Genomic DNA, 21394 nt, shown 5'->3' on the forward strand with positions numbered 1-21394 from the left:
CGCTCACAGCACCCCTCCTTTAGACCTGAAGATGGCAAAGCGTCCGTAGAAGGTTTCGGACACCAGGATGACCAGAAACAGCAGCCCCTGCAGGACCAGCACCGTTGCATCCGGCAGGTCCATACGCCGTTGGATCAACCCACCCGAAGCGGCGATGCCTCCGAGGAAGATGGCCACGGGTATGATCACCAGTGGATTGTGGCGTGCGAGAAACGAAACAAGGATCCCGGTAAAGCCGTAGCCCGCGATCAGCGAGGCATTGGCCTTACCGTGTATGGCCGCCACCTCGAAGAATCCGGCAAGCCCCGCGCAGGCCCCCGCGATTGCGCAGGACACCACGACCAGCCGACCAACAGGCAGACCCTGCGCCTGGGCGGCCCTGAGATTGCCGCCGGCGATCTGAGCGGCAAAGCCGAAGGTGGTCCGGTTCATCAGCAGATAGAGCAGCCCGCACAGGACAACGCCGGTCAGCAGTCCCCAGTGCACGTCCGTGCCGGGGATTGCGCCGATCATGTTGTCCGAGCCGATCGGCCGTGTTGACGGCTTGTTCGGATCGGAGGGATCGCGCAGGGCGCCTTCGACGAAGAAATTCAGGATCGAGACGGCAATGTAGAACATCAGCAACGAGGCGATAGTCTCGTTGACACCCCGGTAGTGGCGCAGCGCACCGACGCAGCCGATCCAGAGGCCACCCGCCAGCATGGCGGCGATCACCATGACACCGAGCAGCAGGAAGCCGGGCGCCCAGTCGACCATGGGAATGGCGATCGCAGCTGCAGCGAAACCGCCGAGCACCAGCGCGCCCTCGCCGCCGATGATGACAAGCCCGAGCCGCGCCGGAACGGCAACGCACAGCGCCGTAAAAATGAACGGCGCGGAGCGCACCAGTGTATTCTGCCAGGAAAAACTCGTGCCGAAGCCGCCGCGCCAGACCAGCGAGAAGAAGTCCGCTGGAGATTTGCCGAGTGTGAGCAGGAAAATGGAGAAAAGGATGCCAGAAAAGACCAGCGCCAGAAGGGGAATTACCACATATTCCGCCGAGCGCCGAAACCTATCCAGAAGATCGGCCGCGAAGCTGGATTGAACGGCAATCCCGGGTGTTTCCGTGGTATCTGCCATACCTTCTCCCTGAAGATTGGGCTGCTGCCGCACCATTCGTCGACAGACGCACCGAATTCCTGGCCACACCGGAGGCCCGTTTTCCAACGGGCTCGTCCAATGTGGCGGTTTTCTTCGATCAGGTGATCGAGCCGATCACGCCTTCGATCAGGTAGTCGGTCTGGTCGAGGGAGGGTTCGTAATTTTCGAAGCTGGCGCCTGCAGCCAATAGCGACGAACCGTCCTGTTTGTTGATCGGGCCGACAAAGATCGACTTACCGGCCTTGACGTCCGCGCGGGCCGCGTCAGCGGCCGCGATTGCGGCTTCCGTCGCGCCAGCGCCGTAAGGCGTGGAGCGCACGAAATCGACATCGAACCCGCCGCCGGTGAAGTTCGGCAACGGCTCGCCCTCGGCCAGATCTGTGGCGAACATCTTGTAAATGGTCTCCCACTTGTATTCCGCGCCGGTGATAAAGCCATTCGGTGCCAGAGGTGACTGGGAGGCATTGTGGCCACAGCACTTGATGCCGCGGGACTCGGCAGTTTCGATCACCACCTTCGGTCCGTCGACATGACAGGTGAGCACATCGCAACCGGCATCGACCAGGGCGTTAGCGGCCTCGGCTTCGCGAACCGGCATCGACCATTCACCGGTGAAGATCACCTGGACCGTGGCTTCCGGATTGACCTTGCGTGCGCCCAAAAGGAAGGAATTGATGTTGCGCAGGACTGTGCCGATCGGTTTGGCTGCGACAAAGCCGAGCTTGTTGCTTGTCGTCGACAGGCCAGCAGCAACACCGTCTACATAATGCGCCTGGTCGAGATATCCGAAATAGCTGCCGGCATTCTTCGGGTCGGCCTCGGTCCAGAGCGGTGCAGCGTGGCGGAATTCGACGTCGGTATATTTCGCCGCCAGATCCAGCACGAACGGTTTGTAGTAGCCGAAGGAGGTCGCGAAGATCAGCTTGGCGCCGTCCAGGTTAATCATGGATTCCATGGATTTCTGAACCGCGATCGTTTCCGGCACGTTTTCCTCTTCCACCACCGTTACGCCCGGCACGTCCTTCAGGGCGGTGGCGGCGACGGCATGAGCCTGGTTCCAACCGAAGTCGTCACGCGGACCGACATAGACAATGCCGACAGTCAGCTCTGACGCTTGCGCCAGCCGCGGCAACCCGGCCGAGGACAACGCGGCAAGGCCCGCTGCGGATGATTTCAGGATGGTTCGGCGAGAGAGTTCGAATTTAGACATGACGTCCTCCGTATTATGACGAAGCCACGCAGTACCCGCCTGCCTCCGTCTTGCCTCTGGTTAATTTTAGCAATCCCTGTGCCAACTCGCCCTGCTCCGGGCACAACAGTCCGGAATCTTTCAAGGTGCTGACTTACAAGTTGTTTTCCTGTTCCTTCCCCAGTCCCCGGGCCATTACCCCAAGCCTTTTCAAGTGAACGGCACTTTTGATTTTGCCTATTTATTAATCACTTGCTGTTTTTGATTATATTTTATTCAATTTGGACATGACCCGTGGCCGCCTTCACCGGCTCATAGCTCGCGTCGAGTTTGGATTTCAGGTAATCGGCACCCGAGATCGGGTCATATTTCGCTTCATCGCCCGGTGCTACGCAGCTGGGCAGACAGGCCACGTCCGCATCCGGATTGGGGTCCAGAAAGAACGCGATCGAGTAACGCTCAAGACCACTTGCATTGACCACCCGGTGAGGCGTCGACACATAGACATCGTTTGTCCAGCGCATCAGGCAGTCGCCGATGTTGCAGACAAAGGCACCTTCCAGCGTGGGCGCCTTGAGCCAGACGCCGTCCCGCCGTCGCACTTCCAGACCGCCGACAGCATCGGGTAGCAATATTGTAATGTTGCCGTAATCCGTGTGGGTTCCCGCGCCGATCTGCCCCTTTTCCGCGCCAGCGTGCTGCGGCGGGTAATGCAGCAGCCGAAGCGTTGCCATCGGCGCATCGAGCTTGTCTTCGAAGAAGTCCGGATGCGCTCCGAGATCCGCTGCGACCGCCCTGTGCATCTGCTGCCCCAACATCCAGACGGCGTTGAAATAGGCCAACACGACCTCCTTCCAACCGGGCAGGTCGGGCCAGAGATTGACAGCCCGGAAGGGTTCCCCGGCAAGGATCCGCGGATCGTCCTCAGCAAGGTCGAGCCCGATATTAAACGCTTCCTTCAGGTCGGACGGTTTCGTCGGATCAAGATTTTCTCCCTTCATCGGCACATAGCCACGATTGGTTTTGAAGAAATCCTTCGTCAGCGCCATCTTGGCATCCAGCGGCTGCGTAAAGAGCTTATGTGCCGCCGCGAAGACCTCCCCGATCAGGACCTGATCGACCCCGTGGTTCTTCACATAGAAAAACCCGGTTTCGCGGGCCGCGCAGCCGATCTCCGCAGCGACGGTCTCAAGACCACCCGGCGCGCCGGACACCAGCGGCTTTAGATCGATGATAGGAAGATCCAGGTCAGTCATCCTGCGCATCCGCCTTTTCACTCAGCCGCCGCAACGGGCTGCTGCGCCGTCACCGACGCAATGAATTTCCGCCAGCTGCCGAGATGGGAAATGTTCTCCGCGCGCTCAACCCCGGCGGCCTCGCAGATGAAGCCGGTCACACTGGTACTGTCGGAGAGGTCCACCGTACCCAGGCCGAGCGGCGCCGGAATACCGGCCAGGAACCCGCCCACTTCGGTGGCGGGCAGCGCCCAGACTTCCAACTCGATCGCGGCACCTGAGCCCGCAGGTCCACGCACGAGACCGGGCCGTTTCGGCGGACCGCCCGCAAGCGCAAAAAGTGAATAGGCATCGCTGGTCTCGGCAGACTTCAGAAAGCGCCCGCCGCGCCCAGTCAATTCGCCGTTCAGCGCCATACCGGACATGTGTGCGCCACAGACCGCAATGGCGATCTCACTGGTATCGGGAGCGGGTTGAAGATCTGCCGGGGCGGGCAGTGCCCAGCCTGTCGCACCAAGCGTGTGCGGCGCCATCTGTTCCAGCCGGCTGCCGACCGCAGCCAGGAAACCGTCGCGGCCCGCGGACGCCAACAGGGTCACGTTGCCCGGCCGTCCGTCCGAACGCGGTTTCACCGGCACAGCGAGGCCACACATGTCCAGAAGGTTGACGAAATTGGTGTAGGTGCCGTTTCGCGAATTCGGACCGACCGGGTCGGCTTCGAGATCGGCCACGCTGTAGAAGGTCGGCATGGTCGGTACGCACAGAAGATCCAATTCAGACAGGACCGGCTCCGTTTTCCGGGCAAGCTCCTTCAGCCGGTAGAACCCCCGGAACGCATCCGTCGCACTCAGGTCCAGCGCAGCCCCGACGATTTTGCGGGTCACCGGGTGGACTGCCTCCAGATTCTCGTTCATCAGTTCTTCGATGACCGTATGCCGCTCGGCGACCCAGGCCCCCTCGTAAAGCATGTGTGCGACATCGTAGAAGGGCGTGAAATCGACCTCGACGATCTCTGCCCCTTCCGCCCTCAGCAGTGCGACCGTGTCGCGGAAGGACTGTTCCTGGACGGCATCTCCGCAGAACTCGATTGATCCCGCATCCGGTATGCCGATCCGCAGGCTGGGCGGCACCGGTGACAGGTCCGGAGCGGCGATCTTTCTGGAATAGGCATCGGCTTCGTCGTATCCGGCGGCAGCCTGATATGCGGTGTAGGCATCCTCCACCGTGAGGGCGAAAATCGAAATCGTGTCGAGTGTGCGGCAGGCCGGTACAACACCGGATGCGGAGAGAGCGCCGAGCGTCGGCTTCAGGCCGACGATGTTGTTGAGCGCCGCCGGTACCCGGCCGGAGCCGGCCGTATCCGTTCCGAGCGAGAAACTGACGATGCCATGGCCGACCGCAACGGCGGACCCGGAAGAGGAGCCACCCGGAACGATAGCCGGGTCTACGGAATTTTTTGGCGGCTGGTAGGGAGATCGCACGCCGACCAGCCCGGTCGCGAACTGGTCGAGATTCGTCTTGCCGATCAGAAGTGCGCCCGCCTGGCGCAGGTTCCTGACGACAAAGGCATCTTCCCCGGCCTGATACTCGTAGGCTGGACAGGCGGCCGTGGTCGGTTTGCCACCCGCGTCGATATTGTCCTTGATGACAAAGGGAATACCCCAGAGCGGTTTCGTGGCGTTGAACGCTCCGAGTTCGGCCGCCTGCTCAAGCACTTCCTGCTTGTCGAGGAGATAGATGAAAATGCCCGGATCGCCGATGGTCTCGATCCGCCTGTAGACTTCCTCGACAATATCCGCAGGGCTTGCTCCGCCAGAATAGGCGGTCTTCAGGGATGAAAGCGTAAAGGGAAGATCGAACATTTTTGTCCTCAATGTCTCTTGTTCTCATTCGGCGGCGGAACTGGCCGGCTCCGCCAGGACAGGCGGGGCGGGCGCAGCGGCCAGCAATTCCTGTGTATAGGGATGGGCGGGCATCTCCATAAGCTTGTCGGCAGGTCCCTCCTCGACGATCTCGCCGTCCCGCATGACGATGACATGGTCACAGAGCAGGCGCACGACATGCAGGTCGTGGCTGACAAAGAGGTAGCTGATACCGAGCCTTGCCCTAAGGTCGACCAACAGGTTGAGCACGATCGCCTGGATGGAGACGTCCAATGCTGCGGTCGGTTCATCGAGAATGAGAAAATCAGGATCGACCGCGATCGCTCGCGCAATGCCGACACGCGCTTTCTGCCCACCTGACAGCTGGTGCGGGAACCGGTCGAGAAGTGGGCGCGGTAGGCCGACCAGGTCCGCCAGCTCCTCGATTCGAGCCCGGCGATGCGTGCCGGACAGCCCTGTCAGGCGCGCCAAAGGTTCGCCGATGGAATGGCGCGCCGTGTGCCGTGGATTGAAGCTGTCGGTGGCGTCCTGAAACACCATCTGGATCCTTGATCGGCGGGTATCACGAGCGAACGCCTTTGCCGGCGTTTTCGCAAGGTCCTCACCGTTGAAGAGAATTTCGCCACTGGTCGGGTCCGCGAGCCGCACGAGGATGGACGAGGTCGTCGATTTGCCGCATCCGCTTTCGCCAACGAGACCAACGCTCTGGCCCTTCTTCACGGTGAAGGAAATGCCCTTGACCGCATGCACGGGACCGGACTTGCCCTGGTAGGTTTTCACGAGGTCCCGGACATCAAGAAGCGGTGCCTCAGAGGGCGTGAGAACCGGAGCCGGCGAACGCAAGTCCACAGGCAACAACGAGCGCACGGAAGCTCCCGCCCGCGGCGTAGCATCCACCAGCTTGCGGGTATAGGCATGCCGGGGTGCCGCGAACAAACGCTCGGCATCGCCTTCCTCGACGACCTCGCCGTCCTTCATCACCGCAATCCGGCCGCAATACTGCGCGGCAAGGCCGAGATCATGCGTGATCACCATGGCGCTCATACCACGCTCGGTAATCAGCTCGGCAATCAGGTCCATCACCGCCTTCTGGGTGGTAATGTCGAGGCCGGTGGTCGGCTCGTCGGCAATCAGCAGCTTGGGATCACAAGCGAGCGCAAGCGCGATGACTATGCGCTGGCACATGCCGCCGGAAAGTTCGAACGGGTAAGCATTGTAGCGTGCTTCTGCGTCCCGGATCCGGACCGCCTCCAGCGCCTTGATCGCCTCGGACCGCGCATTTGATCGCGTGGCTTTGGCATGCCGGCGCAGCACATCCTCGATCTGGTGCCCGACTTTGCGGATCGGATTAAGGGCCGCACGCGGATTCTGGAAGATCATCGAGATTTCCCGGCCACGCAGGTCTCGCATCGTGCTTTCCCTGACGGTTCGCAAATCGATGCCGCCGTAGGTCAACGCGCCGCCGGTGATGCGGCCGTTGCTTTCCAGAAGCCGCATCAGCGCATAGGAGGTGACCGACTTCCCGGATCCGGATTCACCGACAATGCCGAGCACTTCGCCCTTGGCAACCTCGAGCGACACACCTCGCACCGCATCGACGTCACCGCGCCGGGTCTTGAAAGAAACTTTCAGGTCCTTGATCGACAGAAGGCTCATGAGCGCTGCCGGGGGTCGACAATGTCGCGCAGCCCGTCTCCCAGGAGGTTGAAGGTAAAAACGGCGAACATCAGCGCAAATCCGGGAAAGATCGCCAGCCACCATTCGCCGGACACAATGAAGTTCGCACCTTCCGCGACCATGATGCCCCATTCCGCCGTGGGCGGCCGGACGCCGAGACCGATGAAGCTCAGCCCGGCGGCATTAAGGATCGCCCAGCCGAGATTGAGCGAGACCTGCACCATCATCGGTGGCAGCGCGTTCGGGAAAATGTGCAGCGCCAGCACCCGAACATCGGAATTGCCGGCCAGCTTGGCCGCCTGCGCGAAGCCGGAATCCCGGCGGATGTTGACTTCCGCCCTTACCAGCCTTGCATAGAAGGGAATATTGATGACCGCGGTCGCGTAGACGATGTTTTCCACCGTGTTGCCCAGTGCCGCGACGATCCCCATGGCAAGCACAAACAGCGGAAAGGCCATGATCGTGTCGAACAGGCGGTTCAGCACCGCGTCCAACCAGCCGCCCCAGTATCCGGCGATGCTTCCGAGGACCGACCCGATCAGAAACGACAAGGCGACCGCCGCCACGGAAATCGCCAGATCCAGCCGTGCGGCGACGATGACCCGGCTGAAGACGTCCCGACCCAGGTTGTCGGTGCCGAACCAGTGGTCAAACGAAGGCGGCTGAAGCGCCAAGGCTGCGTTCGAGGCCAGTGGGTCGTAAGGCACGAGCACAGGTCCGAGGATCGCAGCCACCAGCAGAACCGCAAACATCGAAAAGGCCAACAGGGTTACCGGATTGGACCGCAGTACATAGACCACATGCGCAAGGGCGCCGTCGGTTTTTGGAGTGGAGGCAGCCAGGTCGCTCATTTGGTTTCAAATCCGATACGAGGGTCGATGAGCGTGTAGGTGAGGTCGATCACCAGGTTCAGGGCAACAAAGAGAAGTGCCATCGCCAGCACGAAGCCCTGGACGGCCGCATAGTCGGACACCACAAGCGCCTCGACCGCGTAGGACCCGATGCCTGGCCAGGCAAAGACCTTTTCCACCAGGACATTGGCGCCAAGCGTGAAGGAGAACACCATGCCAAGGGTGGTGATGACCGGCAGGAGCGCATTGCGGAACGCATAGGTGAACAACACCTTGTCCTCCGTCAGACCGGCCGCGCGCGCGGTCCGGATATAGTCTGAGGAGAGCGCGCTGAGCATCGCCGCGCGGGTCATCCGCGCCAGCGGCGCCAGGGTGAACAGCGCCAGGGTTGTTGCAGGCAGCACCAGTTGCTTGAGAGCCCCGGTCCAGGTTTCCCAGTCTCCGGCGATGGCTGCGTCGATCAGGTAAAAACCGGTGACACGGTCCGGTTCGATATAGATGAAATCGAGCCGGCCGAGCGGCGACGGTGCGATTCCAAGCAGGTAGTAGAAGACGTAAATCAGAACGACACCGGTAAAAAAGGTCGGCAGCGATACCCCCGCCGTAACGAGCACCCGGCACAGGTGATCGACTGCCGACCCCGGGCGCGTTGCTGCCAGCACGCCAAGCGGAATGGCAATGCCGCAGGAAAGCAGCAGTGCCGTAAGTGTGAGTTCGAGCGACGCGGGTAGCCGGTTTGCGAGGTCCTGGAGTACCGGCTGGCCCGTAGAGAGCGAGTTGCCGAGATTGCCGGTGATCACGTCCCCGGCATAAATCAGGAACTGCTCCATCAAAGGCTTGTCGAGACCGAGCGCTGTCCGGATTTCGGCGATCGACTGTTCATCGGCGGCGGCGCCGGCAAAATAGACGGCCGGGTCGCCGGGAAGGGCGCGGGTCAGCAGGAAGCTGACCACGACCACTCCCAGGATCACGGGAATGGCATGTGTGATCCTTAACCCGACCGTCGACAGGCGCCCGGCCATCGGCATCAGGCCTTTTTCAGTCCGCGGACATCAAGCTGGCGGTGGAACCAGTACTCGTAGCCCTCGAGGTTGCGCGTACCAACGTTCAGCGCCGGCTGCCACAGGGCAATGCGAGGCACCTCGTCCCAGGCGATCTCGATCATGCGCTTGATCTTGGGGGCATAGTCCGGATCCTCGACCGACATGTGCAACGCTTCCGACGTCAGCGTTTCGATCTCCTCGTTCCGGTAGTTGGACGAGTTGAAGAGATGGCCTTCCTGGTAAGCCCAGAAAAAGTAATAGCAGGGGTAGTTCAGCCAGCCACCGAAGGTTTCCAGATGAAGCGGCAAGCGTTTTTCGACCAATGAGGCAGTGCGCCAGTTGGCACCCGGGATTTTCTCGATGGTTGCCGTGATCCCTATCTTGGCGAGGTTTTCCTGGATCAACAGCGCCGTAGGCTCCATCCAGTCGCTCTGCGACAGGTCGATCGACAGCGGCACTTCGAAACCGTCGGCATAACCGGCTTCCGCCAGAAGTGCCTTGGCCTTGTCGAGATCCGTCGAATAGGGAAATTTCTGCGGCCAGGCGATATCTGCCGGCGCCGTCGACGGCCCACCCCACATAGGTGCGCCCCGCCCATAGGCGGCGGTCTGGAACACTTCCTCGTAAGGCACCGCCCATGCGATGGCCTGACGGACCTTCTTGTCCTTGAAGGGCTCGAATGCCAGGTTCGGGCACAGGCAGTAGATGGCATTCTCGATCGGCGTCGTGGCGACCGTGATGTCCTCGGTGCCCGACAGCTCCTTGGCGTCCTTGTTGGGCATGTTGAACGACATATTGACGTCACCGCGTTCCAGCAGCGCGCGTCGTGTGGCCGAGCTCGGCACCTCGCGCAGGACGACGCGCTGAACCGCCGGCACCGGACCGGAAGTCCAGCCGTCATTGCGCTCATAGACAAGCTGTTCGCCAGGCTTCCACGAAGCGACCTTGAAGGCGCCCGAGCCAGCTGGGGTCTTGTGCAGATATTCCATCGCCCATGGATCGTCTTCGGTCGCGTGTTCACGCGCCACCTTGGCGTTGATGATCATCGGCACCGGCACCGCCAGATCCGGCAGGGTCAGCTTGGACTTGCGCAGCAGATTGATCTTGAACGTGAACTCGTCGACGACCTCGAACTGCTCCGGCTTTTCAAGGGAACCTGCCTTCATCTGAACCGTCGGGAACCCGCCGACGCTGACCGCTCTATCGAAGGACCATTTCACATCCTCGGCGGTGATCGGCGAACCGTCCTGGAATTTGCCGTCGGGACGCAACTTGAAGACGATCGCCATGTCGTCATCGGTGAATTCCCAGCTTTCGGCAACTTCCGGCTCGATCACCGAGTAGTCGTAGGACAGGCTGCCGTCCTCGAGCGTCTTGGTGCCGAAACTGACCAGCCGGTCATAGACGTTGACCGCAACCTGGTAGCTCGGGCGGTTCGTGCCCGTGCGTTGAATGTCAAGGCTGTTGATGGTCTGGCCAGTAACAGCCACCACCACATCACCTGCCGCCGCGGAGGCCGGAAGCACTTTCAGAAAAGGTAAAACGGACGCTCCGAGGACCGTTGCACCGGCACCTGTCAGGAACCCGCGGCGTGAAGTTTTATAGGTCATAGCAATCCCCTCTTGGCAGGAAAGGGGAGAAGGCCCTTCCCACTGGCCTTCACGATGCGCGTCTTTGGTGAGTACTTCTATTGCTATTTTTGCACCTTTGTGCTTCGTAATTTGCAGCACCATACGCAAAGCATTGAAAATGAAACACCTTCAAACACTCAAGCTGATCGACGCGGTGAACAAGGCAGGCTCCATTCGCAAGGCCGCCGAAGACATGAACATCACCTCGTCCGCCCTGAATAGGCGCATCCTGGGGTTCGAGGAGGAATTCGGCGCACCCATTTTCGAGCGTCTGCATGGCGGCGTACGCCTCAACCCGGCCGGCGAGCTGCTGATCCAGCACATCCGCGGCCAGATCGCCGATCTCGAGCGGGTCCGCAGCCAGGTGGCCGACCTGTCGGGCCTGCGCCGCGGCCATGTCAGCATCGCTTGTTCCCAGGCGATTCAGCCCTATTTCATGCCAGCCCAGATTGCCGCCTACCGGGCGGAACATCCCAGCGTCTCCTTCTCCGTCCACGTGCGCGACCGGGATGCGGCGGAAGAAGACCTACGCGCCTTCGAAAGCGACCTCGCCCTCGTATTCGAACCGGTTCACCTGGGAGATTTCGATGTGCTCCTCTCGGTGGAACAGCCGGTTTACGCGGTCATGGCCAGGGACCATCCCCTTGCGGCGAAGGAAAAGCTCCGCCTGCGGGACTGCCTAGGCTTTCCGCACATTGTTCCGCCGAAGCGGATCGGCATCCGCTACCTTCTCGACCTTGCCGTTGCCAGCATGAGCCAGAAGATGGAGCCGACCGCAGAAGCCGATTCCTTTGAATTCATGCGTCACTATGTGCAGCAGGAAGCGGCCGTCGGCTTCCAGTTCCCCATCGGGCTCAACCTGTCCGGCGATGACCGCCTGACCTTCCGCCCGCTCGCCAAGGAAGACGTGCCCTATGGCAACCTGACCCTGATGCAGATGCGTGGCCGGACCCTGTCCGTCGCCTCGGCTCGATTCGCCAACCAGCTTGCGGCGGCCCTCAACAGCTTGCCGAACGAACTGATCAGGCTTGCCCGGCAATCGCGTTGAACCGGTAAGACGGCGGGCTCGTCTCCGGATAGCGGGCTTCGAACCAGTCCGCCATGTATCGGACAAGGCGCGCCGTTCGGTTCCGTGCTTCCATTTCGGACACAGTGAAGGGCGCGGACAGCAAGGCGCCTATTTCCTCAAGAACCATGTCTCGGTCTATCGAGATCACCCTGCCATCGGCGACGACCTTGCAGCCGCCGACAAAGACCGTCCGCGCGGCCATCTGCCTGCTGCGCTGCAGGACCGCATCTACCAGAGGCACACTGTCATCTATGAAAGGACGGGCAATGTCGGCCCAGTCGACCAGGACAACGTCCGCCGCCTTGCCAGCGTCCAGTCGCCCGATACGCCCCTCGAAGCCCGTGCTCGCCGCGCCGTGTTCCGTCGCCATCCTGAAAACATGCCCGGCAGACGGGCGGAAGGTGTCCAACCCCGGCTCCCGGTGCAGCGCCCAGGCCAGCCGCATCTCCTGAAGCATGTCGCGGTCATCGTTGATCCCGGCCTGGTCGATGCCGAGGCAGACGGGCACACCCCTCTTCAGCATCTCGTTGACAGGCGCGATGCCGCTGGCTAGACGCAGGCCCGAACTGGCATTGTGACAGATGGTACAGCCGCAGTTGCGAACGAGGTCAAGGTCTTCCGGGTCGGTCCAGATGCCGTGGCCGAGCGTAAGGTTGCCTGTCAGACAGCCGAGATCCGCAAGATGGCGAATGGCTGACTTGCCATAGGTCCGCCGGGCAAATTCCGCCTGCAGCCGGGTTTCCACCAAATGCATGTGGATCTTCGAACCCGTGCGTGCCGCCGTGTCGAAAATGGCACTCAGGCAGTCATCTGAGCACCAGTGCAGGTTGGCCGGTGCGAGCTGCCAGGACACCCCGTCCGGATCCGATTTTGCCCAGACAGTCTTTTGCTCCTCGAACCAGCTCATGTGGGATAAGATCGGCGCCTTGCTCGCGGCAAGCTTCGGCCGCCAGTAGGCAGCCTCATCTTCCGGTAATCCGGACAGGAACGGTTCGTCGTCTTCGTGAACGAGCTGGTTGCGGTCCCGGATCATGAAGGAGAAGGACACTCGCATACCGATGTCGCGATAGGCCCCGATCACCTTGTTTGACAGATTGGTCCAGGTGTCCGGTTCACCTGTAAGGCCGGGGTGAATATGCTGGACCGTCGTCGTACCTGATTCCAGCATCTCGATCGCCGAATAGAGCGTGTCGAGCCTGTGCCCTACATAACGCATGCCCCGGAACTGCGGCAGCCAAAGCTCCAGCGGCCCGTAGGGAACCCCGAGCTGGAGCGGCGTCAGCCCCGAATGGTGATGGCTGTTGACGAGGCCTGGAAAGGCAATTGCGTCAGGCCCACCCTCGACCGGCAGGTCCGGATGGTCGGTGCGCAGATCCTCAAAGGGTTTCACGGCGACGACAAGCCCGTCCCGGACATGGATAGCCGCGCCTTCGATCACCTCACCAGTTGAGGCATCGTCGACGCCGGTGATCGTGGCACAGGTACGGATCAGGAATTCCCGGTCGGCCGGACAGTCACTCATGCCCCTTGTCCCCATGCTGTGCGGCACATTCCTTCAGCGCGCCGCAGCAGTGCTTCCCGGCTGTCCGCCTGCCTGCCCGCGACCGTTCTATCGACCAGCTCCATCTGCTGCTGGTTGATAGAACGACAATCGCGTGTCGTCTCGCATCTCCGGAAGCCATGCCTACCTCATTTTGTGTACTCGAAACTTTTCTTCAGTATCGGCGATTGCAAGCTATTCGCATCAGGAATGGTTCTTTGCCGAGGAAGGCACGCTCCGGGAGCGTGGATCGGTTTTTCTTGTCCGGAATTGTCAAACGGTCTCCGTTTCGACCTCGTGTCCCTGGACCGTCTCCGGCGCCAGCAGCCGCGCTACCGGCTGTTCGAAGCTGATGCGTCCCAGCTTCATGCCCCAGCTAGGCCGCGCAATCTCGGCGATCGCCTGTGCGCCCGTCTCGGCGGGCAAGGCGACGAAAGTCGCCTCTTCGCCGACCACCAATGAACGGGGCCGGCTGATCAGCTGCATGGGCGCCGCCGTGACCATATCGAAACAGGCTTCCAGCTCGGTCGCTGTGCTCAGCTGATGCACATTGGCATAAAGATTGGCCACGCGCGTCAGCGAACAGTCGCCATAAGGCGTGAACGGGTTGAGCACATTGTTGGTCGCGACTGTGCAACAGACACCGGCAGCATGGAATACATGCGCCGGCGCGACACCCCGCGGAACAAGATGATCGCGGTTCCGACCCATCAGGAAGAGATCCGTTACCGGCAGCACCGTCAGAGCGATGCCGGCGTCCTTCATCAGCAGGACAGACTCCCGAAGCTGGCGCGGCGGCAAGGCCGACAGCTTGGTGACATGGCCAATGGCGACCCTGCCCTGCCAGGCGAAGGCGATGGCCTGGCGCGCGATCTCGTCCAAATGCCGCCAGCCTGGATCCAGATCAAAATCCAGATGAAAATCCAGATCAACGTCATGGCGCGTTGCCATCTCGAACAGGAGCCGGATCTGGGCATTCGGATCGGTGTCGGTATAGGGACAGCCACCGAGCACATCCGCCCCTTTCGAAAGCGCCGCCTCGAGCAGTTCCTCAGTTCCCGGATTGTTGGTCATGCCTTCCTGAGGAAAGACGCATATCTGCAGGTCGAGCGCCCAGGCAAAGTCCCGTTTCAGCCGCAGAACGGCATTAAAACCGGTCAGGCCGATCACCGGATCGATCTCGACATGGGTGCGCATGGCGTTGGTGCCCTGGACGATCGCCTTCTTAAGAACCCTGGCACCGCGCGCGTGGACATCCTCCTCCGTGAAGCCCATCTTCGCCACTCCGACAGAGGCGATCGCCCCCTCAAGCGTACCTGTCTCGTTGTGACAGCGGTCCAGGATACAGGCCTTGTCGAGATGAATATGGCTTTCGACGAACCCGGGCGTCAGCAGCGCCCCGTTGCCTGAAACCTGCCGGACGTCGGTCACGATACGCGGCCCGATTGCCGCGATCAGGCCATTGCGGACGAGAAGATCCACGCGGGACGCATGATCCGGAAGCCTGACGTCACGAATGACGCATTCACTCATGCAATGGCCTCCTTTACAGCTTCGTCCGGTTCGCCGCCCCCCAGATAGGCTGCCGTCAGACGCGGGTCGGCGGAGAGCTCGCCGGCCGGCCCTTCGACGACCACCCTGCCCTGTTCAAGCACATAGGCGTAGTCGGCGACCGACAGCGCCATGGTCGCCATCTGGTCGACCAGAAGGATGGTCTTGCCTTCGTCCCGCAGCTCCCCAAGAATGGCATATAGCTCGTTGACCATAGCCGGCGCCAACCCCAGCGATGGCTCGTCCAGCAGCAGGATTTCAGGCTTGGCCATGAGCCCCCGTGCAATTGCCATCATTTGCTGCTCGCCCCCGGACAGCAGTCCGGCGCGGCTGAAAAGCCGATCCTTGAGGCGCGGAAACCGGTCCAGGTGGGCCGCGATTTCGTCCTGCGATATGTCCTTGCGGCGTTTGTAGGCACCAAGTTCGATATTCTCCAGAACGGTGAGTTCGGGAAACACCTGGCGCCCTTCGGGCACCAGCACCAGACCGCGTTTCACCAGATCATGCGGCGCCAGGTCATGGACCGCGGCATCGTTCAGAATGATCCGGCCGCCGACGGGCCGGTGCAGTCCGGCAAGTGCCGACAGGAAAGTGGATTTGCCTGCACCGTTCGCACCCAGAAGCGCAACCATCTCGCCGGGACGCACCTTCACGGAGACCTCTGTCAGGACAGGCGCCGCGCCGTAGCCCGCGGTCAACCTGAGGGTCGACAGGACAGGTGTCTCCACCGTCTCGAGCAGTACGGAACGCGGATGGGCCGAAGACGATCCATCACCCAGATAGGCGGCGATAACGGTCTCGTCCACCTGGATTTCGGCGGGCGTGCCAAAAGCGATCGGCGTTCCCGCATCCACCGCCAGGATCCGGTCGGAAATACCCATGACAAGATCCATGTCATGCTCGACAAGAACCACCGAAAGGCCGAGACCCGCGATCCGGCTAAGAAGGTTGCCGAGCGCCTCCTTGTCGGCACGCATCAGGCCAGCGGCAGGTTCATCCAGAAGCAGAATCTCCGGCCGCATCGCCATGGCCCGGGCAATCTCGACGAGACGCCGGTCGACATGAGGCAGGTCTCCGGCCCGCTTTTCCAGGTCGCCCTGGTAGCCGCAAAAACGCAACAGGCCGGCCGCCAGTTCAAGGTTCCCGGCGGATTGCACGTCAATCCAGGGATTGCCAAGTGCGCCCCGGGAAAGCCCGGAGACGACATTGGCGACGACGGACAGGTTTTCGAACAGCTTGGTCGTCTGGTAGGTGCGCGCAATCCCCGCGCGTGCCACCGCATGGGCTGGGGCTCCCGCCAGGTTCTTTCCACCCAGCAGGATCCGCCCGTCGGAGGGCGCATAAAACCCGCTGACCATGTTGAGAATGGTCGTCTTGCCAGCCCCGTTCGGCCCGATGATCGAGGTCACCTCACCCGGTCTGATGGACAGCGAAACCTCGTCGACCGCTCGCACTCCGCCGAAGGAGATGCCGAGTGTGTCGAGTTCCAGCAGGACCCCGGAGCCTTCTTTGCAAAGGACCGTTTCGACGTCCGCCACTGATGCTGGTGCGATCTCCTGCCTCCGCGTGGGCATAAAAGAGGACACCGTCCCGACAATCCCGCGCGGCGCCAGCAGCAGAACGCCGATCAGCAGTCCGCCGAAGAACAGGAGCCGGTATTCAGCCAGTCCGGACAGGAATTCCGGCAGCAGCACGGTAACCAGCGCGCCCGCGAGCGGTCCGAGCACGGTACCGGAGCCCCCTATCAGGATCGCAAACAGGAACAGAATCGATTGCGAGAACGGAAAATTGCTCGGCGCGATGAACATCATCAGCGGCGTGAACAGGCCACCTGCCAGACCAGCCAGGGCCGCCGCAATTACAAAGGCCGCGGACTTGATAACGAACGGCCGATAGCCGAGCGAGGATGCGGCGATCTCCGCATCGCGCATACCGGTCATGGCCATGCCCCAGCCGCTGTCTGCAAGGCGCCGGAACAGATAGAGCGAAAGCCCGGCCAGAACAACGGACAGCAACACAAGATCACGCTCGGAAAAGAGGTAACCCCCGATCGCGGGCATGGGAAAGCCCATCAAGCCGTTCTGGCCGCCCGTAAGAGACCTCCACTCGACCGCTCCGTGTTCGACGATAAAGGCGAAGGCAATCGTGACCATGGCCAGAAACGGCCCGGCCATGCGTACAGCGGGCACGGCCAGCAAACCGCCTGCGACACCGGCAATGCCGGCGGACAGAGGCAGCGCGACCCAGAAGGACAGTCCGGACAGCGTGGCGATGCCGCTGGCATAGGCCCCGATGGCGAAAAAGCCGACCTGGCCGAGCGAGACCAGGCCAGTGAGTCCGTAAAGCACGTTGAGGCCGGCTCCCAGAATGGTGGTCAGCGCGACAAGGCCGATCACAAACTGGGTGTAGCCGCCGGTTGCGAGCGCCGCGGCGATCCCCGCAAGCGTCGCCGCCAGGATCGTGAGATCCAGCCCGAGGCGTTTGCCCGAAAACAACATCAGCATCACCTCAGACTTTCTTGACTGCCGGTCGGCCGAACAGACCATCAGGCTTCAAAGTCAGCGCCAGGATCACGAGGGCAAAGACGACGATATAGGTCGACGAAGAGCCGAGATATGCGGTGACCAGCGCCTCGGTCAGGCCGTAGAGAAAGCCGGCCAGCATGACGCCAGATGCCGACGTCATGCCGCCAAGGATTGCGACAGCAAAGGCCTTCAGCCCGAACAGGGTACCCATGTCGGAATGGACCGAGAACAGCGGAGCGATCAGCAGGCCCGCGCATCCGGCCAGCATCGCGGAAATGGCAAAGGAGCCGGAGATCATCAGAGTTGTGTTGATGCCCATCAGCCGGGCTGCCAGTGTGTTCTGGACGACTGCCAAAAGGGCCCTTCCCTGCAGGGTCCTGCGGAATAGGACGTGCAGGGTCAGTGCGACGCCGATGGCGGCCACGGGAATGAGCAGCTGCTGGGGATAGAGGCCCGTTCCGGCAAATTGCCAGGTGGTCTCGACAAGCGGCGAGGACAGAGACCGCGGCTCGTTGCCGAAGGAAAACAGGACGGCATTGTCAAGGAAGATACCCCCGGCGACGGTTGCCATCAGCCAGGCTTCCGATCCACGCGAGGCGAAAGGACGCACCAGCAGGGCTTCCACCAGCATGCCGAAGAGACCACAGCACAGGATCGCCAGCGGATAGGCAAGCCACCAGGCAAGACCGAGCCTTTCGGCAAAGACGTAGCCCAGTACGGCGCCCAGCATCACCACGCTGCCTTGCGCGAAATTCACGGTGGAGGAAACGGAATAGGTAATCTGGAAGCCGAGCGCTATCAGGCCATACATGCTGCCGAGGCCAATGCCGGTCACCAGCGCTGCGATCATCAGGGTCATGTGACAAATCCAAGTCTTGGTGGACCATTGCGGCCCGGAAACGGAGACCTCCCGCATGCGGAATGCGGGAGGCGGCGGGCGTGTTCCGTCAGTCCTTGATCGGAATGATTTCACCCTCGACGAAATGCGCGAAGACATAATCCTCCGGCGCAATCGCGTCCTGATCTTCCGGCGAGAACGGGTCTGTATAGGTCTTGATCAACCCCTCGATGTTCTCGATCTCGTACATCGCCTGACGGATCGCGGGGCCGTCCGTGGAACCGGCCTTCTCGATGGCGGCGGCCAGCAGCAGCATGGCGTCATAAGCATTGGCAATCCCGGTCGCGGGTGTCACATCGGCCATGGTTTTGATCTCCGGGAAGGTTTCCTGAAGCTTGGCGAACATCGCCTCTCCCTTGGCATCTCCCTCGGTGAAGAGGAAAGTCTGGATGAAGTGCAGCTTTTCACCGCTCTTGCCGGCCAGCTCTGTAAAGCGGCCGCCGGCCGGTCCCCAGTGCGAGGCCATCGGCACGTCCCAGCCCATCCGGTCGAGGGATTTCACCACCTGCGCCGTCGGGGCAACGTTTGCCACCACGAACAGACCGTCGGCACCGTTCTCCTTGAGGCGCGTGAGCTGCGGCACCACATCGACGTCGTTGCTCTCGAACTTCTCGATGCCCGCATGCTCCATGCCGCGCTTCTCGAGCGCCTTGGTCAGGCCCTTCTCGTTGGATTCGCCCCAGGGATTGTTGATCAGGATCATGCCCGGTTTCTTGGAGCCGTAGTTGGAAATCAGGTATTCTGTGATCGCCTCATCGACATACTCATCCACGGCCGAGACCCGGAAGATGTAGTTTTCCTCTGCGCCATTCTTGGTGATGCCCGTTCCGGCCGCCCAGGGACCGACAAACGGAACCTTGGCCTGGTTGGCGAAGGGCACGATGGCGAAGGACACCGGCGTATCCAGCCCGCCGATCAGGGCGGCGACACCTTCTCGCTGCACCAGTTCCCGCGCTGCCACAAGGCCTTTGCCCGGATTGCTTTCATCGTCGCGGCTGACCAGTTCGAGCGGTTTGCCGAGAATGCCGCCCTTTTCATTGATTTCATCTATTGCGATGGTGAGCCCGCGCGTGATTGCCTGACCGGATTTCGCGGACTGCCCGCTGAGGGCGGCGACAAGGCCAATCTTGATCGTATCGGCGGCAAAGGCGGGCAGACTGGTCGCGACGGCGAGACCGACAACACCGGACATCAGGACGCGGCGGGTCACCTTCGGAAGAAACTGTGCTGACTTCATAACTGACTCCTCTGGTCGTTCGAACCTCACGTCCGAACGACCTCTCTCAGCAAATGCGATGCCAGACTCCTTGAAGCTATATTTTTCAATAACTTATGTAAAAACACCTTGTGAACCCGTCAGCGGGTCAGCGCCCATCGCCTAAATTGCATGCAATTTTTGCATACAAAATTTGCATGCAAAGCCATCGCCATCTTCGTATGCTCGGACTAGATCAACCAGTCAGAGAGACAAAACATGCGCTTGGAAGAACAACTCTCGCTGGAGATGCCGGAAGAAGCCAGGATCGTGCGTGACTACCTGGACGCCTCGATGAAGCCGGATCCGGACCTGGCGGCGACCTTCGTTGCCGACAACGTCGTCATCACCTTCACCGGCGGCCGGGTCTTTAAACACCCGTCCGGCCCAACGGCCTTCAATGCGGGCCGCTACAGCTGGGTGAAAAAGAAGATGGATACGTTCGACGTTGCCACAAACGGCAAGCGCACCGTGGTCTATTCCGTCGGCACACTCTACGGCGAATGGCCTGATGGCACCCCCTTCGAAGGCAATCGGTATGTCGACCGCTTCGAGGTGGAAGACGGCAAGATCGTCAGGATGGATGTCTGGAATGACAGCGCGGAACGGATCCTGACACGGATGGGCATCAAGGCTTGACTTATGGCTGGCCGCTCTCAGCCGTCCTCGCGCACGGCACGGACATAGGGTTCCAGCGCGTCCAGGTAGAGCGGCGCACCTTCGATCTCCGGCTTGATTAGGGCGCGGTCGGCGACAGCACCGAGATGACGTCTCATCAGCTCGCGGGCGCGCGTCTCGTCGCCCCTCGACAAGGCGTCGATAATCTCCCGGTGTTCCTGAATACCGCAATCGGTGGAATGGGGCCGCGAATAGAGGGCCAGCGTCAGGCCGCAGCGATAACCGATTTCCTCGACATAGCGGATCAACACGGGGCTCTCCGTCAGCTGGGCCAGCAGGATGTGAAATTCCGTCGCCAGCCGGATCGACACCGGTTCGGGCCCGGTCTCCGCATCAATTTCCTTCTGCAGATGGGCGTTGAGGCACTGGAGATGGTCCTTCGAGAATTCCTTGATCAAACGGCTGACCACCAGGTCCTCGATCTGGCTTCTAAGGTCGAAAAGGTCCCGTGCCTCTTCAAGGCTCGGCGTCGCGACGACCGCTCCCCGGTTTCGCCGAAGCTCCACGAGCCCTTCAGCGGCAAGGCGTTCAAGTGCCTGCCTCACGATGGTCCGGCTAGAGCCGAAGCGTTCGCCCAACGTGTCCTCGGGCAGTTTCATACCCGGCAGCAGTGCGCGCTCGAGAATGGCGGTACGCAGGGCTGCGCAGATTTGTTCGGATCTGTTCATGGATGGTGCGGGTCTCGGGAAACGTCCTGACAAGAAAAGCAAATCCTGCCGGTTTTCTCAAGCCTCCGTATGCCGAGAGCAAAGCGTTTCAACTACGCCAGCCTGTTGATTAGTGACGGCCCGGGCACTCACTGTTACTGCTTGAAAGCACTGAGCCAGTCGCCAAGGAGGCTGGATCAATCAGCACTCCGCGTCAACCGGATCGGAATGGCCAATCTGGCCGCATGAACGACCGCGTCGCCATTGTCGGTTAGCGCTTCGATCCGGCGTCCGAGAAAATCGGCAAGGCCAAAATCTCCGGTTTCCTCCCCGCAGCGTGCTTAGAGGCTGACCTTTTCGATATCTGCCTCTATCATGGCCAGACGCGGCAGCCCCGGCGCGACCTCAAAAAGCCAATTAAGATTCCAAGCCGCGAATCGGTTTTCTTCAGACTTGGACAGTCAGTCCCGCCGGGTCTGAAGTTTGATCGATACTCTTCAGTTGTTACTTTGATGTCCATAACGTCAAAGAGCCCGCTTGAGTGAAGCACCCCTGTTGGATTTTTGGTTTTGTTTCGTTGTT

At 61.2% G+C, this 21394-nt stretch carries 16 protein-coding genes; 2 read left to right on the forward strand and 14 right to left on the reverse strand.

Annotated elements, in window-relative coordinates; genetic code table 11:
• Window positions 1–3: 3 nt before the first annotated feature.
• The 8 genes from Q0835_RS25670 to Q0835_RS25705 form a co-directional block, all read right to left on the reverse strand.
• Window positions 4–1119, reverse strand: a complete 1116-nt coding sequence (locus Q0835_RS25670; protein WP_298965631.1) for an ABC transporter permease — start codon at window positions 1117–1119, stop codon at window positions 4–6.
• Window positions 1120–1237: 118 nt separating this feature from the next.
• Window positions 1238–2350, reverse strand: a complete 1113-nt coding sequence (locus Q0835_RS25675; protein WP_298965632.1) for a BMP family ABC transporter substrate-binding protein — start codon at window positions 2348–2350, stop codon at window positions 1238–1240.
• A 251-nt stretch (window positions 2351–2601) separates the two neighbouring features.
• Window positions 2602–3585 (reverse strand): 2-oxoglutarate and iron-dependent oxygenase domain-containing protein, encoded by a 984-nt coding sequence (locus tag Q0835_RS25680; protein ID WP_298965635.1) that lies wholly within the window; start codon window positions 3583–3585, stop codon window positions 2602–2604.
• A gap of 17 nt (window positions 3586–3602) precedes the next feature.
• Window positions 3603–5426, reverse strand: a complete 1824-nt coding sequence (gene atzF / locus Q0835_RS25685; RefSeq protein WP_298965638.1) for an allophanate hydrolase — start codon at window positions 5424–5426, stop codon at window positions 3603–3605.
• A gap of 24 nt (window positions 5427–5450) precedes the next feature.
• Window positions 5451–7103, reverse strand: a complete 1653-nt coding sequence (locus tag Q0835_RS25690) for an ABC transporter ATP-binding protein (protein ID WP_298965641.1) — start codon at window positions 7101–7103, stop codon at window positions 5451–5453.
• Window positions 7100–7975, reverse strand: coding sequence for an ABC transporter permease (locus Q0835_RS25695; RefSeq protein WP_298819575.1), 876 nt, complete (start codon window positions 7973–7975; stop codon window positions 7100–7102). Before Q0835_RS25695 ends, Q0835_RS25690 begins: the two co-directional genes overlap by 4 nt.
• On the reverse strand, window positions 7972–8997 hold the full coding sequence (locus Q0835_RS25700) for an ABC transporter permease (protein ID WP_298819573.1): 1026 nt from the start codon (window positions 8995–8997) through the stop codon (window positions 7972–7974). The genes Q0835_RS25695 and Q0835_RS25700 overlap by 4 nt, the downstream gene beginning before the upstream one ends.
• Before the next feature lie 5 nt (window positions 8998–9002).
• The gene (locus Q0835_RS25705; protein ID WP_298965644.1) at window positions 9003–10628 is read right to left on the reverse strand and encodes an ABC transporter substrate-binding protein; all 1626 of its coding nucleotides are present in this window, start codon (window positions 10626–10628) and stop codon (window positions 9003–9005) included.
• A 139-nt stretch (window positions 10629–10767) separates the two neighbouring features.
• Between Q0835_RS25705 and Q0835_RS25710 the strand changes: the two genes are divergently transcribed.
• Entirely contained in the window at window positions 10768–11697 is a 930-nt protein-coding gene (locus Q0835_RS25710; protein ID WP_298819570.1) for a LysR family transcriptional regulator, read from the forward strand.
• On the opposite strand, the gene Q0835_RS25715 is transcribed toward Q0835_RS25710, so the two are convergent.
• The 5 genes from Q0835_RS25715 to Q0835_RS25735 all read right to left on the reverse strand — a co-directional run bounded on the left by Q0835_RS25715 (window position 11672) and on the right by Q0835_RS25735 (window position 19469).
• The gene (locus Q0835_RS25715) at window positions 11672–13240 is read right to left on the reverse strand and encodes an amidohydrolase family protein (RefSeq protein ID WP_298965647.1); all 1569 of its coding nucleotides are present in this window, start codon (window positions 13238–13240) and stop codon (window positions 11672–11674) included. The two genes, Q0835_RS25710 and Q0835_RS25715, sit on opposite strands and share 26 nt — an antisense overlap.
• Window positions 13241–13531: 291 nt before the next feature.
• Window positions 13532–14791, reverse strand: coding sequence for an amidohydrolase family protein (locus tag Q0835_RS25720; RefSeq protein WP_298965649.1), 1260 nt, complete (start codon window positions 14789–14791; stop codon window positions 13532–13534).
• Window positions 14788–17307 carry an ATP-binding cassette domain-containing protein gene (locus Q0835_RS25725; protein ID WP_298965650.1) on the reverse strand — a complete coding sequence of 840 codons (2520 nt, stop codon included), beginning with the start codon at window positions 17305–17307 and terminating at the stop codon, window positions 14788–14790. Before Q0835_RS25725 ends, Q0835_RS25720 begins: the two co-directional genes overlap by 4 nt.
• A 10-nt stretch (window positions 17308–17317) precedes the next feature.
• The gene (locus Q0835_RS25730; RefSeq protein ID WP_298965705.1) at window positions 17318–18187 is read right to left on the reverse strand and encodes a branched-chain amino acid ABC transporter permease; all 870 of its coding nucleotides are present in this window, start codon (window positions 18185–18187) and stop codon (window positions 17318–17320) included.
• 94 nt (window positions 18188–18281) lie between these two features.
• On the reverse strand, window positions 18282–19469 hold the full coding sequence (locus tag Q0835_RS25735; protein WP_298819563.1) for an ABC transporter substrate-binding protein: 1188 nt from the start codon (window positions 19467–19469) through the stop codon (window positions 18282–18284).
• A gap of 237 nt (window positions 19470–19706) precedes the next feature.
• Between Q0835_RS25735 and Q0835_RS25740 the strand changes: the two genes are divergently transcribed.
• Complete coding sequence (locus tag Q0835_RS25740; RefSeq protein WP_298965652.1) at window positions 19707–20126, forward strand: nuclear transport factor 2 family protein; 420 nt, start codon at window positions 19707–19709, stop codon at window positions 20124–20126.
• Between the two features lie 17 nt (window positions 20127–20143).
• On the opposite strand, the gene Q0835_RS25745 is transcribed toward Q0835_RS25740, so the two are convergent.
• Window positions 20144–20833, reverse strand: coding sequence for a GntR family transcriptional regulator (locus Q0835_RS25745; RefSeq protein WP_298965706.1), 690 nt, complete (start codon window positions 20831–20833; stop codon window positions 20144–20146).
• Between the last annotated feature and the right edge of the window lie 561 nt (window positions 20834–21394).

The sequence above is a fragment of the uncultured Roseibium sp. genome (assembly GCF_947499295.1).
GTDB lineage: Bacteria > Pseudomonadota > Alphaproteobacteria > Rhizobiales > Stappiaceae > Roseibium.

Coding starts and splice junctions, on each gene's coding strand:
- Q0835_RS25670 (WP_298965631.1), bottom strand. CDS start 1,119: ATGGCAGATACCACGGAAACACCCGGGATTGCCGTTCAATCCAGCTTC.
- Q0835_RS25675 (WP_298965632.1), bottom strand. CDS start 2,350: ATGTCTAAATTCGAACTCTCTCGCCGAACCATCCTGAAATCATCCGCA.
- Q0835_RS25680 (WP_298965635.1), bottom strand. CDS start 3,585: ATGACTGACCTGGATCTTCCTATCATCGATCTAAAGCCGCTGGTGTCC.
- atzF (WP_298965638.1), bottom strand. CDS start 5,426: ATGTTCGATCTTCCCTTTACGCTTTCATCCCTGAAGACCGCCTATTCT.
- Q0835_RS25690 (WP_298965641.1), bottom strand. CDS start 7,103: ATGAGCCTTCTGTCGATCAAGGACCTGAAAGTTTCTTTCAAGACCCGG.
- Q0835_RS25695 (WP_298819575.1), bottom strand. CDS start 7,975: ATGAGCGACCTGGCTGCCTCCACTCCAAAAACCGACGGCGCCCTTGCG.
- Q0835_RS25700 (WP_298819573.1), bottom strand. CDS start 8,997: ATGGCCGGGCGCCTGTCGACGGTCGGGTTAAGGATCACACATGCCATT.
- Q0835_RS25705 (WP_298965644.1), bottom strand. CDS start 10,628: ATGACCTATAAAACTTCACGCCGCGGGTTCCTGACAGGTGCCGGTGCA.
- Q0835_RS25710 (WP_298819570.1), top strand. CDS start 10,768: ATGAAACACCTTCAAACACTCAAGCTGATCGACGCGGTGAACAAGGCA.
- Q0835_RS25715 (WP_298965647.1), bottom strand. CDS start 13,240: ATGAGTGACTGTCCGGCCGACCGGGAATTCCTGATCCGTACCTGTGCC.
- Q0835_RS25720 (WP_298965649.1), bottom strand. CDS start 14,791: ATGAGTGAATGCGTCATTCGTGACGTCAGGCTTCCGGATCATGCGTCC.
- Q0835_RS25725 (WP_298965650.1), bottom strand. CDS start 17,307: ATGTTGTTTTCGGGCAAACGCCTCGGGCTGGATCTCACGATCCTGGCG.
- Q0835_RS25735 (WP_298819563.1), bottom strand. CDS start 19,469: ATGAAGTCAGCACAGTTTCTTCCGAAGGTGACCCGCCGCGTCCTGATG.
- Q0835_RS25740 (WP_298965652.1), top strand. CDS start 19,707: ATGCGCTTGGAAGAACAACTCTCGCTGGAGATGCCGGAAGAAGCCAGG.
- Q0835_RS25745 (WP_298965706.1), bottom strand. CDS start 20,833: ATGAACAGATCCGAACAAATCTGCGCAGCCCTGCGTACCGCCATTCTC.